Here is a 14,745-nt window from a genome sequence, read left to right as displayed (position 1 = left end):
CGTCATCATACGCCAAATCCGGTTCGCTTTGGGCAGATAAATAAGACAGCACTGCTGTCCTAAATTTTGTATGACAGAATTCTTGAATACACACAAGACCGATTCACGAATTTTCCGCCCTTGCGAAGACCGAAAATTACGCCGGACCAGCATCCGGCGCAATTTTTGAACAACCGGTCAAAACAGCGCTCTCCCTGCCTCAATCGTTTTCCAGACCCCGCACTTGCCGAAGATCGACAAATCCGGTCTAGCTCCCGCCTACCCTGCCACGCAGTCTCCCGCAGCTATATTACGGACGGACGAAATGTTCTTCGCATCAGACAATTGGGCCGGCGCTCACCCCAAGGTCTCCGAGCGTTTGCACGCAAGTGCTGCGGGCTTCAGCCGCGCCTATGGCGACGGCGATCTCGACAAGGCGGTTTACGCAAAATTCTCGGAGGTTTTCGAGCGCGAAGTGGCTGTGTTCTTCGTCGCGACCGGCACAGCCGCCAATTCACTGTCGCTCGCAGCTTACGGCAAGCCGGGAGGCATTTCCTTCGCGCACCGCGAGGCGCACATCCTTGAGGATGAGTGCGGCGCGCCGGAGTACTTTTCCCATGGTTCGCGGCTTCATCCGGTCGATGGCCCGCTCGGGCGCATGGACATCGGCAATCTCGAGCGCGCCGTCGGCCGCTTCGCCTCGGAGAACGTTCACGGCGGGCGCGGGGCGGCGATCTCCATCACCCAGGCGACCGAGGTCGGCACAGTCTATGGCCTTGGCGACATCTCGGCGATATCGGCAGTTGCGAAACGCCATGGCCTGCCGCTCCACATGGATGGCGCCCGCTTCGCCAACGCGCTGGTGTCGCTCGACGTCTCGCCGGCCGAGATGACCTGGAAACGCGGCATCGACATCGTCTCCTTCGGCGGCACCAAGAACGGCTGCTGGTGCGCCGAGGCGATCGTCATGTTCGACCTCGACCGCGCCAGGGAAATGGCCTTCATGCGCAAGCGCTCGGCCCAGCTTTTCTCCAAGGCACGCTTCATCTCGGCCCAGTTCGACGCCTATTTCGATGGCGGCCTGTGGCTGGAGACGGCACGTCACGCCAATACGATGTCCGCCAGGCTGGCCCAGGCGATCGAAAGCTCGTCCGTCGCGCGCCTCGGCTGGCAGCCAGAGGCCAACGAAGTTTTCGCCATCATCAGGAAGGATGTCGCCGAAAAGGCGCAAGGCGCCGGCGCTGCCTTCTACACATGGCCGACCCCGACTTCGCTCGCTGGCCAGATTGGCGACGACGAGGCGCTCTATCGCTTCGTCACCTCCTTTGCCACCACGCCCGACGACATCGGCCGGTTTAGCGACTTGCTTCGTTAAATCAGGTTCCGGATACCCGGATAACAAAAAGGCGGCGCTGATGGCGCCGCCTTTGCTGCTTGGGAGGAGCAGTCTTAGTTGACCGTGTTGGCCTCGATCTGCTTGGCATTCGCCGGAGCAGCCGAAATCTCGATCTTGCGAGGCTTGTGCTCTTCGGGAATGTTGCGCTTGAGATCGATGTGAAGCAGGCCGTTCTTGAGGTTCGCACCTACGACTTCGACATGGTCGGCGAGCTGGAAGCGGCGCTCGAAGGCGCGCGAGGCGATGCCGCGATAAAGCAACTCCGAACCTTCGCCGGCGGCCTCGTTGGCGCGGTCACCCTTGACCGTCAGCACATTACGATGGGCTTCGATCGAAATCTCGGTCTCCGAGAAGCCTGCGACCGCCATGCTGATGCGGTAGGCGTCCTCGCCGGTGCGCTCGATGTTGTAGGGCGGATAGGTTGTGCCACCGTCAGGCTGGCCAAGGCCGTCGAGCATGTTGAACAGCCGGTCAAAGCCGACAGTCGAGCGGTGGAGAGAGGAAAAATCAACGTGACGCATGGGTGTTCTCCAGTGAGCAACAAGGTTTGCGCATGACCTGTGCCGAAACCCGTTCTGGCGTCCCGGCTGCGGTCAGCGGCCCCGATATTGGGCGCCGCAGGAGACATTTGGGGGTCGCCCAAAGCCATTTCAAGACATCGTCGCCACAGCTTTTTTCATGACCGCCAGGATGAACCGAAGATGAACCGGCCCTTCGGTATCCGTTCAGGTCGCCCCGCCTAAAGTGCAGCCAAGTCAACGAACAGGCGGCACCACAGAATGCCGCCGACGAGGCCGAGCCGGGTTGTAACGTCCCTTCCTCCCGGAACGACAGAGGCCGAAGGCAACCCGCAAGCTGCCTTCGGCCTCATTCTATTCCCATTGGCGATTCCGCTCCGCACGGATTTCCTTTGATTTTCTCGATGCGGCTTTCTATCACCGTGGCATCGCCAGATCCCACGGCACCGAGTGCCCAGCCGAAACGCCTGATGACGGACCTGTTCCACGAAATCCCCGGCAATCCGGTACCAGAGCGGGCAACCGCCGGCCGCTTTGCCGCGCATGACGGCAAGCAGCTGCGCTATGGGCTGTTTCCCGCCACCTCGCACCCGTTCAAGGGCACGGTGATTCTGCTGCCGGGCCGCAACGAGTGCATCGAGAAGTATTTCGAGACCATTCGCGATCTGTCGGTTCGCGGCCACGCGGTCGCCACCTTCGACTGGCGCGGCCAGGGCGCTTCCGAGCGGCTGCTGCGCGACGGCCATCGCGGCTACGTCAAAAACTTCGACCATTACGTCAGGGATCTCGAAGCTTTCTTCGAGCAGATCGTCCTGCCCGATTGCCGCGGCCCGTTCTTCATCCTCGCCCATTCGAGCGGCGCGCTGATCGCGCTGCTTGCCGCGCCCGCAATGATCAACCGCGTCCAGCGCATGGTGCTGGTGGCGCCGTTCATGTCGGTTATCGGCGTTCCGCTGTCGATGAAGGCAATCAGGCGCATCACAACTGTGATGTGCTGGCTCGGCCTCGGTGGGCTTTACGCGGCCTGGGGGCCGCGGCCTCGCGAAGGAACGCCCTTCGCCGTCAACAAGCTGACCAGCGACGAACGCCGCTACCGCCGCAACATTCTGCTCTACGAGACCTATCCCGAGCTGTCTGTCGGCGGACCGACGATTGCCTGGCTGCGGGCAGCCGCGGCGGCGTCGGAAGCCGTGCGCGAGCCCGCATTTATCGCATCGCTCAAGGTGCCGATGCTGATCGTCACCGCCGGCGCCGACGAGGTGGTGTCGACGCGCGACGTCGAGCAATATGTCCACCGCTGCCGCGTCGCCTCGCAGTTGACCATCGACGGCGCCCGCCACGAGATCCTGCAGGAAGTCGACATCTATCGCGAGCAGCTGCTCGCCGCGTTCAGCGCCTTCGTGCCCGGAACGCCGGCAACGGTGGAATAGGTTCAGCCCCTGAGAATCTTCAATGCCGCGGCGTGCAGCTCAGGCGTTGCCGCAGCGATGATGTCGCCGCCATTTTCCGCCGGACCGCCTTCGAAGGTCGTGACGATACCGCCAGCCTGCTCGATGATGGGGATCAGCGCCACGATGTCGTAGGGCTTGAGCCCCGGGTCGACGACGATGTCGACCTGCCCCGCCGCGACCATGGCAAAGGCGTAACAATCGGTGCCGTAGCGCGCGAGCTGGACCTGGGTCTCCAGATGGTCGTAGCGCTTGCGCATCTCTCCCTTGAAAAGCGCCGGCGTGGTGGTGAACATCGTGGCGTCCGCCAGCGCCGTCGTCTTGCGCACGGCAAGCGTGCGCGGCCCGCCGGGCCCCTCATAGTGCGAGCCATCGCCGTCGGCATAAAACAGTTCGCCAGTGAAAGGCTGCGACATCAGGCCGGCAACCGCGTCGCCATCGACGGTGAGCCCGACCAGCGTGCCCCAGACCGGCAGTCCGGAAATGAAAGCGCGCGTGCCATCGATCGGGTCGATGACCCAGACATGGCTGTTGCCGAGGTTTTCGCTACCATGCTCCTCGCCGAGAATGCCATGGTCGGGAAATTCGGCGTTGATCAGCGCGCGGATGGCACGCTCTGCTTCCTGGTCGGCCTCGGTCACCGGATCGAAGCCGCCGGCGAGCTTGTTTGCCACCGTACCTTGCCGCCGGAACCTCGGCAGCGTCTCGGCAGCCGCGGCACTCGCGATCCGTCGCATGAACTCGGCGTCGACCATCATTCACCCCATCTCCAACTGTGGCGTGGATGACACGCCACCACCCCGCTCGGCAATAACCACATCACCGTGAATTAAAAAGCCCAAAGGGCGTCTTGACTTTTGTGCAGCGCACAATAATCTCGGCCTCGGACAGTTCTCCTGTCCATGCCCTCCTTGGGCGTTTCCTCCCTAGACTTCGACCGCTCTCCGGAGCGGTCTTTTTTTAGCCACCTGCATCCAGCCGCCTACTCCGCGGCCAACGGCAGGTCGAGGAAATAATAGTCCGGGATCGCCATCAGATCCGCGGAAAACCGGGCCAGATCGTCCGCAAGCGCATAAAAGCCCGCCGATTTCCTGAACGTGCGTTCGTCCATGTAAAGCCCGCGATTGATCTCGATCTGCAGCGCATGAAGCTTGCGCGCCGGCCGGCCATAATGCTCGGTGATGAAGCCGCCGGCGTAAGGTTTATTGTGCGCCACGGTATAACCCATGGCCGCCAGGAGCCCGATCGCCCGCTCCGACAGAGCAGATGCAGCAGAGGTTCCGAAGCGGTCGCCGACGATGAAATCGGGCCGCACCCCGTTGTCGCCGAGACGGACCGAAGCCGGCATCGAATGGCAGTCGACCAGTACCGCATAGCCAAACCGGGCATGGGTCCGCGTGACCAGCCGCTTCAGCGTCTCATGATAGGGTTTGTAGACGCATTCGATCCGCCCGACGGCTTCAGCCAGCGGCAGCCGGCCTGGATAGATGTCGAGCCCCTCGCCCACCAGCTTGGGCACCGTGCCAAGCCCGCCGGCAACGCGCGCCGAACGTACGTTGGCGAAAGGCGGCACCGGCTCGGCGAACATCCGGGGATCAAGTTCCCAAGGCTCGCGGTTCACATCAAGGTAGGCGCGCGGGAAATGCGCCGCCAGCATCGGCGCGCCAAGGGCGACTGCCGCACCGAACAGCTCGTCGACGTAGCAGTCCTCCGAACGCCTGATGGCCATGGAATCGAGCCTGGACATGGCCAGGAACCGGTCGGGGTAGCAGCGTCCGCTATGCGGCGAATTGAACACGAACGGCACACGCTGCTCGGCACTCGTCCGGACCTCGAACGGCAGCAGCTCCGAGAAATCTTCGGCTGGTGTCATCTTTGTTGATGGACCTGCGAAATGCACTCACTCATCCATCGAAAGTGCCACCTGCCGCCGTCGGTGTCCAGCAGTTCGAGCTGTGGAAAGTCGGCCTTTATTATGCCTTTGCGTCACTCTGCTGACACGGCATTCACTTGATGTTTACCGTCGCGGACTCATATACAAGATGGTTAACGAAGCCCCTGCTGGGGGGCGGCTTCGACCGCTGATTCGGACGGGAAACTGATGGCACGCATTCTTCTGGCAGAAGACGACGACGATATGCGCCGCTTCCTGGTCAAGGCGCTGGAGCGCGCCGGCTACCAGGTGAGCGACTTCGACAATGGCGCCAGCGCTTACGAGCGGCTGCGCGAGGAACCTTTTTCGCTGCTCCTGACCGACATCGTCATGCCGGAGATGGACGGCATCGAACTGGCGCGCCGCGCCACCGAGATCGACCCCGATCTCAAGGTGATGTTCATCACCGGCTTCGCGGCCGTCGCGCTGAATCCTGATTCGAAGGCTCCACGCGACGCAAAAGTGCTGTCGAAACCCTTCCATCTGCGCGATCTCGTCAACGAGGTCGAGAAGATGCTTCACGCCGCATAGGTGTTTCCCTTGCGTCGCCAAGGGAATTGATGATCCGGCGCATTTTTCCGCCAAAGTCACTATTGACGCGCCGGATCAAAAATGGTGTATCCGCCTCCATCGGATGGGCGTGTAGCTCAGCGGGAGAGCACTGCATTGACATTGCAGGGGTCACAGGTTCAATCCCTGTCACGCCCACCATCCGAACTCCCTGATATCGCTCAGAAAAAACAGCCGGCACCACCCAACGAACGCTTGGGCGCGCCGCGGTCTTTTTCGCCGTCTGGCTATGCCGCGCGATAATCCGGTGCGCTCTTGAGATATCCCGCATAGGCATCGGCGTTCGGCGGCGCGAAGTTCTCGGCAACCGGATTGCGCCGTCGTTTGGTTGCGCCGATGTCGGCCAGCAGCTCGTCGAAATGCTTGAAATGATAGGGCGCGACGCACAGCCCGCCATAGACGCCGGCCGCCGGCCGTTCGTTGCGCTTCCAGCGCAGCATCATCTCGATATTATCAGTCATCTCCTGGCGCGTCGGCTGGCGTCCCAGCTTGCCGTCGGCGTAGCGCACCAGCCAGTTGGCTGCTAGCTCGGCGCTCAGCACTGTGCAGAATGACGAGTTGAAGCCGACAAAGCCCATGTCGGGCAGGTCAGGATTGGCGATGACACGATAAAGCCGGTATTGCCCGTCGGGCTCGACAAGCTTGCGCCGGTATTCCTCCGGCAGGAACGGCACGCCCGATTTCCAGCCGACCGCGAGAATGGCCATGTCGGCCTTGACCCGCTCGCCGCCTGACAGGATCACCGTGCCCTGCTCGTAGGCAGCGATGGTGCCCTGGATCGCCTTGATGCGTCCGTCGGCAACCATGTCGAAGAACCCCGGCGTGACGATAGGCACCGAGCAGTTGATGCTGGTTTCGATCGGCACCTTTGGCCTCAGCCCGGTCTTCTTGAGCTTGAGCTGGAGCGAGAGCAGGCTTTCCAGCGCCCGCCAGTTGGCCCAGACGAACGGCTTGGCCAGTGCATGGCCGAGCCGTGTCAGCACTGACTTTTCCCAGTTCGGGAACATCACTTCCTGGGCGCGGACGTAGAGGATGCGCTTGAAGTTGATCAGGCCGCCGATGAAGTAGGGAATGCGCCAGACTGGCTCGAGATAGACGATGGTGACGTCGGCAGCTCCCGAGTTGACGGCGTTGACCGCGATGTCGGTCGCCGACTTCGAAAAGCCGAGCACCACGACACGCTTGCCCCGCACCGTCGCCGGATCGGTGTACTCGGACGAATGGAGCACCTGGCCGCCGGCCACGGTGAAATCATCCTGGCCCGGATGCACGAGCTCGCGTTTCTCGCTGAAGTTTCCGGTGCAGACGGCAACGAAATCGAAGTCCTGGCTAGCCGTCTTGCCGCCGCTGGCAAGCTCCATCCGCCAGCCCTTGGCGCCATCGGCCCGCCGCTGCATCGAGACAACCTTGGTGCCATAGCGGATGAGCGGCACGAGCCCGTTCCGCTCGGCATAGCTCTTGAGATAGGTATGGACCTGCGTGCCTTTCGGCCATTCCGGATAATCATCCGGCATCGCCATCGAGGTGTAGCGATAGAGATCCTTCGGGCTTTGCGTCTGCACGTCGGGATAGGAGCGTGCCGGTTCCCAGACCCCGCCCAGATCGTTGCTGCGCTCGACGATTTCGACGTCATGTCCACGCTGCCTGAAGGCGTGCGCCGCGGCAAGGCCGCTCACGCCGGCGCCAACGACGCAGACTTTCTTCTTGTCGACCATTTTGCTGTTCCTTGTTTGCCAGGACGCAGGCTTGCCTTCGCACGCGACCGATGTCGCGCGCGTCGGGCAGATGCCAAAGTGGGATCAGGCAGCCTAGTCGTTGGCTTCGGGCGGCAGGAAGTTGACCTCGTGCTGGGCCGAAACCTTCACCACCTCGGCCGGGTCGGCGAGATTGTCGAGCTTGTTGAACAGCTCTTCCAGCATGCCCGCCGGCGACACCCAGAACAGCGCCTTGGTCGGCTTGTCCGACTTGTTGAAGTAGCCATGCGGAATGCCCCTGGGCATGCGCACAAGGTCGCCGGCCTTGGCCTTGACCCATTCGCCGTCGAGCTTGAGGTCGAGTTCACCCTCCTGCACCAGGATGAACTCTTCCTGGTTCGGATGGATGTGCACTGGCACGAACTGGCCCGGCTCGCTGTTGGTCTCGAAGGCAAAGGTCGACTCACAGACCGCCTTCGGAAAATAGACCTGCCCAAGGATGTTCCAGGTCTTGCCGGCATGGCCGGTGCCTTGGCGCGTGATGCCCTTGGCGAGTTCATTGCTCATCATATGCTCCCTTTGTTTCGAAGGGCCTGCCGCAGGCGACCCTTTCATTTGTTCCACCGCAGAGATTGCTGCGAACGTTCCTAAAGCACTAGCCGTATTGCGCGATGACTATCCAGAAAGCGCAAAAATGCTGCCGGCGCGACCTACTGCCGCTCATTTTCATTGGCAGCCCAAGGATCGATGCTAGTCTGCCAGGATGCTGATGGAAGAGGCGTCCGTCCGAAGGGTACCGCTTTCAGACCATGTCTTGTTTCAGTCGAATGATCTCGACTGCGCCAGGGAGCGGGTCGCCCAGAAGTTTTGCAATCACCGACTGGACATCATCGGTGACCGGAAATCTTTTCGAGTCACGCATAATCATGCGCCCGGCGAGATGATCTCGCTGAACTACATCAGCTATGGCGCCGATGTGCTGATCGATCCCGGCGAACTCGGCGACTTCTACCTGATCCAGATGCCGATTTCGGGGACGGCCACCATCCGCAACGGCTCGCGCGAATTCCTGACCGACCGCAGCATCGCCTCCGTCCTCAATGCCGACCTAGCGACAAGGATGAAGTGGTGGCAGGGCTGCGCCCAGCTGCTCGTCCAGGTCCGCAAGGCGCCGTTGCATGCCTTCGCCATGCGCCTGCTCGACCGCGACATTTCGGGGCCGCTGATCTTCGACCCGCTGATCGATTTTTCCCGGCCCGAGATGCAGGCGTGGCGGCGCCTGGCCAATTCGCTGTTCCGGGCCGCCGAGATCAAGTCCTTGCCCGGTTCGGGCCTGCAGAACGTTCTGCACGAGCAGCACCTTCTGGAACTGTTCCTGCGCAACCAGCCCAACAATATGAGCCTGTTCTTCAACGAGCAGAGGCCGGGTGCAGCACCCCGCCACCTGAAGCGGGCGGAAGAATTCATCCGCGCCAATGTCGCGGCACCGATCGGGCTGCACGAGATCGCTGAAGCCGCGGGCGTCGCCCCCCGGACGCTGCAACTGGCCTATCGCAACGCCTTCGGCATCTCGCCTATCCGCGCGCTGACGCGCGAGCGCATGCGCCGTGCCCGCTTCGACCTGGTGGCGGGCGAAGCCAGCGTCACCGATGTCGCCCTGAAATGGGGCTTCACCCATTTCGGCCGCTTCGCCGCCGAATACCGGCACGAGTTTGGCGAGCTTCCCCGCGAGACAAGGAGAGGCGGCGCCTTACGGCAATAGATTGGACGACAGTAGCTTGAAGGCGCCCGCCGGACATGCTCTGCATCACACTAAGCCGTCGTCCAAAGCCATCTGTGGCCCGGGCATGCACGTATCCTCCATCGTCCGTCACGTCTCAGGAGCCTACCGATGCACGCATTGCCCAAGATGGCCCCGCCATTGCAAGCGATCCTGATGTCGGAGCTATCAAGGGGAAACAGCATTCTCTCCGTCGGCGACTGGCCCCCGACCTGCCGCCTGCTGGTCACGCTGGCGCGCCCGTTCAGGAAGAAATACGCCACAGTGGCCGAGGTCGAATACGCTGTGGTCAACGACCCGCACTACTGGAAAGCCGAATATCGCTACAGGAACGGCCTCGAATGCCTTGCATGCGGTTTCTAAGCCTGTTCTCGGCAGAACCTGGAAATCCATACCTGTATACAATTCCCGCGACGTGTTGATTCGCTAGCAACCCCGAAAAGCCACGCATTGCTTGGCTTTGAGCTGCCGCCCGCCGCAGCGCAGCAAATCCCAACTCCTTCAAATGCTTGTCCAATCTATCCCGGCAGCGCGCCGATCGGCGTGCGATGGCCACTACCCGATCCGCCAATAGCCGGCGCTGGTTATCGCCTGTCCCGCAAAATCGCTTGCCACCGTGTTGACAACAGCAAATTACATCCAATACGAATACACAATAGTATACAATTTTAGGCTCGGAATTACCCCTACCGCGGCAAGCCACCGGCTTCAGAGGATCGCATGAGAATTAAGCTCATCAATCCCAACACCACCCAGTCGATGACCGATCTCATCGGCGACGCGGCGCGATCGGTTGCAGCACCTGGAACCGAGATCCTGGCGGTGACCTCCCGCTCAGGGGCTGCCTCGATCGAAGGCCACTACGACGAAGCGATGAGCATCATCGGCCTTGTCGACGAGATCATGGCCGGACCTGCCGCCGACGCCTACATCATCGCATGCTTTGGCGATCCCGGCCTGCTTGCTGCGCGTGAGATCACCGGTGCGCCGGTGTTCGGCATCGCCGAGGCGGCAATGCACGCGGCAACTTTCGTCGCCACCGGCTTTTCGGTGGTGACGACGCTCGAACGCACCCGCATCATCGCCGAACAGCTCGTCCGCAACTACGGCATGCAGCACCATTGCCGCCGCGTGCGCGCCACCGACGTTCCGGTGCTGGAGCTTGAGAAGCCGGAATCGAACGCCCGCGCGATCATCCTGGCCGAGTGCGAAAGGGCGCTCTCTGAAGACCGTTCCGAAGCCATCGTGCTCGGCTGCGCCGGCATGGCCGATCTCGCGCATTATCTCGAAGACCGGCTGCAGGTGCCCGTCATCGACGGCGTGGTGGCCGGCGTCAAATTCGCCGAGGCTATCGTCGGCATGGGCTTGAAGACGTCCAAGCGCGGCGACCTCGCCTACCCGCTACCGAAGACCTATCGCGGCAAACTTGCCGGCTATGCGCCCGATACGCGCCTCGCAAGCGACGAAATGACGAGAAAGGTCAGCTAGGCCAAGGGTTTGAACAGCGTCTTGAAGTCGACGCGCACGGGGTGGTCGGACAGGTCGATCTGAGCCTCGATATGACGGAGATGGTGGTCCATGTACTGCGCAGCTTTCTTGCCGTCCCGCCGCTTCAGGGCGTCCACGATCTCCTTGTGCTCGCTGTACGAGCACGGCACCGCGCCTGGCGACTCATATAGCGCGATGATCAGCGACGTTCGCGACACCAGCTCATGCACGAAATCGCGCAGCACCTCGTTTCCGGCAAGCGAGGCGAGTTCACGATGAAAATCCCCGGAGAGCTGCAGCCGCCTTTGTTTGCTGTCTTGCTCGACTGCCTCCGCCTCGGCGCCCACCATGGCCGTCAGCCGATCGACGTCTTCCTTGGTGATCGTCGAGGCGAGCTTTTCCGCGAGGATGCATTCCACGCCGCGCCGCGCTTCGAACACCTGCCGCGCCTCCTCGATCGAGGGCTTGGAAACGAAGGCGCCCTTGTTGGGGATCAGGTCGACAAGTTTTTCGTGCGACAGCCGCTGCAACACCTTGCGGATGATCGTGCGGCTGACGCCAAAGGCGGTCGCCAGCGCGTCCTCCTGCAAGGGCGTTGCCGGGCGGATCTGATGGTTGATGATCGCCGAATAGATCTCGCCGTGAATGTGCTCGTCGGTTGGGCCGCCACGCTTCTTGGTCTTGCCGCTCGGGCTCGGCGAAACGGCGGTCTTCGAAGCGCGGGGCTCGCGTAGCATGTCACGATCCTGGTGAATTGGGCATAGGGAGGACTTGGTATGTATTCTATCCTCTACCGTTCCCGCTTGGAACATGCCTTTTCCTTTGGCACAACCCTTGAACGAACGGCGGTGTTCCAATGACCGGACTGGCCCTTGAGCCGAGCCCCATGGCGCAGACAGGCGCCGTATTGGATGTACACAATCTGCGCATCGAGTTTCCGCTGCGCCAACGTTCGCTTGTCGCCGTCGACGATGTCTCCTTCAGCATCGGCCGTGGCGAAATCCTTGGCGTCGTCGGCGAGTCCGGCGCCGGCAAGTCGCTCACCGGCAGTGCCCTGATCGGACTTTTGCAGCCGCCCGGGCGGATTGCCAGCGGCACCGTCCACCTGTCAGGACAGCGCATCGACGACCTTTCGCAAGCCGAGCAGCGCAAGCTGCGCGGCCGACACATCGGCGCGATCTTCCAGGACCCGCTGACAAGCCTCGATCCGCTGTTCACCGTCGGGCGCCAGCTGACCGAAACCATCCGCGCGCATCATCCCGGCAATGCCGAAACGGCACGCGCGAAAGCGCTGCATTTGCTGCGCGAAGTCGGCATCGCCGACCCGGAGAACCGTTTCAGCCAGTATCCGCACCAGTTTTCAGGCGGCATGCGCCAGCGCATCGTCATCGCACTGGCGCTCGCCGGCGAACCCGAGCTGATCATCGCCGACGAGCCGACAACGGCACTCGACGTTTCGGTTCAGGCCCAGATCATCGGCCTGCTCAAGCGGCTTGCGGCCACGCGCGGCACGGCAATCATGCTTGTCACCCACGACATGGGCGTGATTGCCGAGACGGCAGACCGGGTGGCAGTCATGTATGCCGGTCGTGTCGTCGAGATCGGGCCGGTCGACGAGGTCATCCACCGTCCCCGACACCCCTATACCGCGGGGCTGATGGCCTCGATCCCTTCACTCAAGCGCAAGGCGGATCGCCTTGCCCAGATCGATGGCTCGATGCCGCGCCTCGGCAGCTGGCCCGATGGCTGCGCCTTCAATCCGCGCTGCCCCAAGGCCGGTGATCGCTGCCGCGGCGAACTGCCAAGGCTCGCCGATGCAGGCGGCACATCCGCCGCCTGCTTCATCCACCAGGGCGGGACGACGCTCTGACGACAGCACAGCAGCGGGCGCTACCGCGGCTTTGACATGGCCTTCGACCGGCGTCGCCAGTTGCGATTGGCGACCGTTTAGCCACGCCCTTCCTCCCGGCAATCAGCTCAAATTTCAGGCATTGTTTGTATACAATTGATGCCATTTTACGCATACAACACTGTAGACGAAGCGTATTCGATGTGAAATCATCCCTCCTGTCGGCTCTCAACAGGCTGGGCTCCAAGTGACAAGCGCTCGAGATCAGAACGGATCGAAATGGGCATTCCCCGAACCTCGGGGAATGAGAGGATCGCGGTTTCGTTTCTGTCACGCCGGCCACGCAGCCCTGTTGAACCAGCTCTCGAACCCGATGGATGCGGCGGCTTTCGGCACGCTCGACGCCCTGGCCATCGGCATGCCGACGCCCAAACGAGACAACGCAAGTCCAACAAACAAGAACTGTGTGGGAACAGCCGATGAACCGTTATCTGAAACTACTTCTCCTCGCCTCGTGCGCCAGCCTCGCCGCCAACGCCGCTGACGCCAAGACGCTGCGGTTCGCTGAATCGCAGGAAATCAGTTCGATGGACCCTCATGCGGCGCGTGAGGATTTCACGCTCAGCCTGATCGGCAACGTCTATGAAGGCCTCGTCCGCTGGAACAAGGAGCTCAAGATCGAGCCGGCACTGGCCGAAAGCTGGGAAACGCTGTCCGACACCAAATGGCGCTTCCACCTGCGCAAGGGCGTCGAGTTCCACAACGGCAACCCGTTCACCGCCGACGACGTGATCTTCTCCTTCGAACGCGCCGGCTCGCCGGGCTCGCCCTTCGCCGGCCTGCTCGAGCCCATCGCCGAGGTGATCAAGGTCGACGACCACACCATCGACATGACGCTCAAGCGCAAATACGCGATCCTGCTCAACGATTTCGCAGGCTGGTACATTCTCGACAAGGAGTTCCAGGAATCGATCGGCGCCCAGAAGCCGCTTGATCTGTCGACCAATACTGGCGGCGCCATGATCACCCAGGGTGTCGGCACCGGGCCGTTCAAGGTTGCCAGCCGCGAGCCCGACGTGAAGACAGTCTTCGTCGCCAACGAGAAATGGTGGGACAAGCGCCAGCACAACATCGACGAGATCGTCTACACGCCGATCGCCAACAACGCCACGCGCGTCGCAGCCCTGCTCTCCGGCGAGGTCGACTTCATCCGCAACGCGCCGCCGCAGGACGTCGCGCGCATCGAGGCGACGCCTGGCATGCAGATCATGCGCGCCCCGCATCTGCGCAATATCTTCTACGGCATGGACCAGCAATCGAAGACACTCCCTGGCCTCGATGCCAACCCGCTCGCCGACGTGCGCGTCCGCAAGGCGATCTACCAGGCGATCGACATCGACGGCATCAAGCGCTCGATCATGCGCGACAACAGCCGCCCGTCGGCGATCATGATGGCACCGCAGCTGCCGTTCTACGACGCCAGCCTCGACGTCCGCTTCCCCTTTGATATCGAGGCGTCGAAGGCGCTGCTCAAGGAAGCGGGCTATGCCGATGGCTTCACCTTGCCGATGGATTGCCCGGCCGGTTCGTTCATCAATGACGAGCAGATCTGCCAGGCAACGGTTGGCATGCTTGCCAAGGTCGGTATCAAGGCGCAGTTGACGATGCACCCACCCGTGCAGTTCGACACCGAACTGCCGGCCGGCAAGTATTCCTTCTACATGCTGGGCTGGGCCGGCCTGCCGACGCTCGACGCCTACAACATCATCTCGGCAACCTTCCATACGCCCACCGGCGACCTCGGCGCCTGGAACCCGAAGGGCTATTCCAACGCCCGGGTCGATGAGCTGATCCCGCAGATCGGCACCGAATACGATTCGGAAAAGCGCCAGGAGATGATCTCCGAAGTTATGAAGCTGCATCGCGACGAGGTCGGCAAGATCATGCTGCACCAGCAGTTCCTGACCTGGGGCATGAGCGACAAGGTCCACGCCATCGTACCGGCCGACGAGTATACGCGGTTCTGGTACTACACGATGGACTGACGATTGATCGGAGGCTGGGCGCACGCGCGCCCGGCCTCTCTCCGT

At 62.1% G+C, this 14,745-nt stretch carries 14 protein-coding genes and 1 tRNA gene; 9 read left to right on the top strand and 6 right to left on the bottom strand.

Annotation, left to right across the window (positions count from 1 at the left end; translation table 11 throughout):
* Nucleotides 1-304 precede the first annotated feature (304 nt).
* Nucleotides 305-1,354: a threonine aldolase family protein gene (locus J1C56_RS24370; RefSeq protein WP_214392591.1), complete on the top strand. Its 1,050-nt coding sequence runs from the start codon at nt 305-307 to the stop codon at nt 1,352-1,354.
* 74 nt (nt 1,355-1,428) lie between these two features.
* Here J1C56_RS24370 and J1C56_RS24365 read toward each other — a convergent pair whose 3' ends face one another.
* Complete coding sequence (locus tag J1C56_RS24365) at nt 1,429-1,896, bottom strand: Hsp20 family protein (protein WP_214392590.1); 468 nt, start codon at nt 1,894-1,896, stop codon at nt 1,429-1,431.
* Nucleotides 1,897-2,363: 467 nt separating this feature from the next.
* Here J1C56_RS24365 and J1C56_RS24360 point away from each other — a divergent pair, with 467 nt between their 5' ends.
* The gene (locus J1C56_RS24360; protein ID WP_214392589.1) at nt 2,364-3,323 is read left to right on the top strand and encodes an alpha/beta fold hydrolase; all 960 of its coding nucleotides are present in this window, start codon (nt 2,364-2,366) and stop codon (nt 3,321-3,323) included.
* Nucleotides 3,324-3,325: 2 nt separating this feature from the next.
* On the opposite strand, the gene hisN is transcribed toward J1C56_RS24360, so the two are convergent.
* Both hisN and J1C56_RS24350 read right to left on the bottom strand, forming a co-directional pair.
* Entirely contained in the window at nt 3,326-4,099 is a 774-nt protein-coding gene (hisN, locus tag J1C56_RS24355; RefSeq protein ID WP_214392588.1) for a histidinol-phosphatase, read from the bottom strand.
* Nucleotides 4,100-4,323: 224 nt separating this feature from the next.
* Entirely contained in the window at nt 4,324-5,214 is an 891-nt protein-coding gene (locus J1C56_RS24350; RefSeq protein ID WP_214392587.1) for an N-formylglutamate amidohydrolase, read from the bottom strand.
* 228 nt (nt 5,215-5,442) lie between these two features.
* On the opposite strand from J1C56_RS24350, the gene cpdR reads away from it, so the two are divergent.
* Together cpdR and J1C56_RS24340 are read left to right on the top strand one after the other, a co-directional pair.
* The gene (cpdR, locus tag J1C56_RS24345; protein ID WP_018429348.1) at nt 5,443-5,805 is read left to right on the top strand and encodes a cell cycle two-component system response regulator CpdR; all 363 of its coding nucleotides are present in this window, start codon (nt 5,443-5,445) and stop codon (nt 5,803-5,805) included.
* 105 nt (nt 5,806-5,910) lie between these two features.
* Nucleotides 5,911-5,985, top strand: a tRNA-Val gene (locus tag J1C56_RS24340).
* An 86-nt stretch (nt 5,986-6,071) separates the two neighbouring features.
* Here J1C56_RS24340 and J1C56_RS24335 read toward each other — a convergent pair.
* The gene (locus tag J1C56_RS24335; protein ID WP_214392586.1) at nt 6,072-7,559 is read right to left on the bottom strand and encodes a flavin-containing monooxygenase; all 1,488 of its coding nucleotides are present in this window, start codon (nt 7,557-7,559) and stop codon (nt 6,072-6,074) included.
* Nucleotides 7,560-7,652: 93 nt separating this feature from the next.
* The gene (locus tag J1C56_RS24330; RefSeq protein WP_214392585.1) at nt 7,653-8,105 is read right to left on the bottom strand and encodes a cupin domain-containing protein; all 453 of its coding nucleotides are present in this window, start codon (nt 8,103-8,105) and stop codon (nt 7,653-7,655) included.
* A gap of 196 nt (nt 8,106-8,301) precedes the next feature.
* Here J1C56_RS24330 and J1C56_RS24325 point away from each other — a divergent pair, with 196 nt between their 5' ends.
* The 3 genes from J1C56_RS24325 (at nt 8,302) to J1C56_RS24315 (ending at nt 10,806) form a co-directional block, all read left to right on the top strand.
* Nucleotides 8,302-9,300: an AraC family transcriptional regulator gene (locus J1C56_RS24325; RefSeq protein ID WP_338001500.1), complete on the top strand. Its 999-nt coding sequence runs from the start codon at nt 8,302-8,304 to the stop codon at nt 9,298-9,300.
* Between the two features lie 129 nt (nt 9,301-9,429).
* Nucleotides 9,430-9,681 carry a hypothetical protein gene (locus J1C56_RS24320; protein ID WP_214392583.1) on the top strand — a complete coding sequence of 84 codons (252 nt, stop codon included), beginning with the start codon at nt 9,430-9,432 and terminating at the stop codon, nt 9,679-9,681.
* Between the two features lie 357 nt (nt 9,682-10,038).
* Nucleotides 10,039-10,806 carry an aspartate/glutamate racemase family protein gene (locus tag J1C56_RS24315; protein ID WP_214392582.1) on the top strand — a complete coding sequence of 256 codons (768 nt, stop codon included), beginning with the start codon at nt 10,039-10,041 and terminating at the stop codon, nt 10,804-10,806.
* On the opposite strand, the gene J1C56_RS24310 is transcribed toward J1C56_RS24315, so the two are convergent.
* Complete coding sequence (locus J1C56_RS24310; protein ID WP_214392581.1) at nt 10,803-11,543, bottom strand: GntR family transcriptional regulator; 741 nt, start codon at nt 11,541-11,543, stop codon at nt 10,803-10,805. The two genes, J1C56_RS24315 and J1C56_RS24310, sit on opposite strands and share 4 nt — an antisense overlap.
* A gap of 119 nt (nt 11,544-11,662) precedes the next feature.
* Here J1C56_RS24310 and J1C56_RS24305 point away from each other — a divergent pair, with 119 nt between their 5' ends.
* Nucleotides 11,663-12,676, top strand: a complete 1,014-nt coding sequence (locus tag J1C56_RS24305; protein ID WP_246591888.1) for an ABC transporter ATP-binding protein — start codon at nt 11,663-11,665, stop codon at nt 12,674-12,676.
* A 458-nt stretch (nt 12,677-13,134) separates the two neighbouring features.
* Nucleotides 13,135-14,700, top strand: coding sequence for an ABC transporter substrate-binding protein (locus tag J1C56_RS24300; protein WP_214392580.1), 1,566 nt, complete (start codon nt 13,135-13,137; stop codon nt 14,698-14,700).
* Nucleotides 14,701-14,745: the final 45 nt, after the last annotated feature.

Origin of the sequence: Aminobacter anthyllidis (assembly GCF_018555685.1) — a bacterium.
Classification (GTDB): Bacteria; Pseudomonadota; Alphaproteobacteria; order Rhizobiales; family Rhizobiaceae; genus Aminobacter; species Aminobacter anthyllidis.
This window is presented reverse-complemented; position numbering and strand designations above follow the sequence as displayed.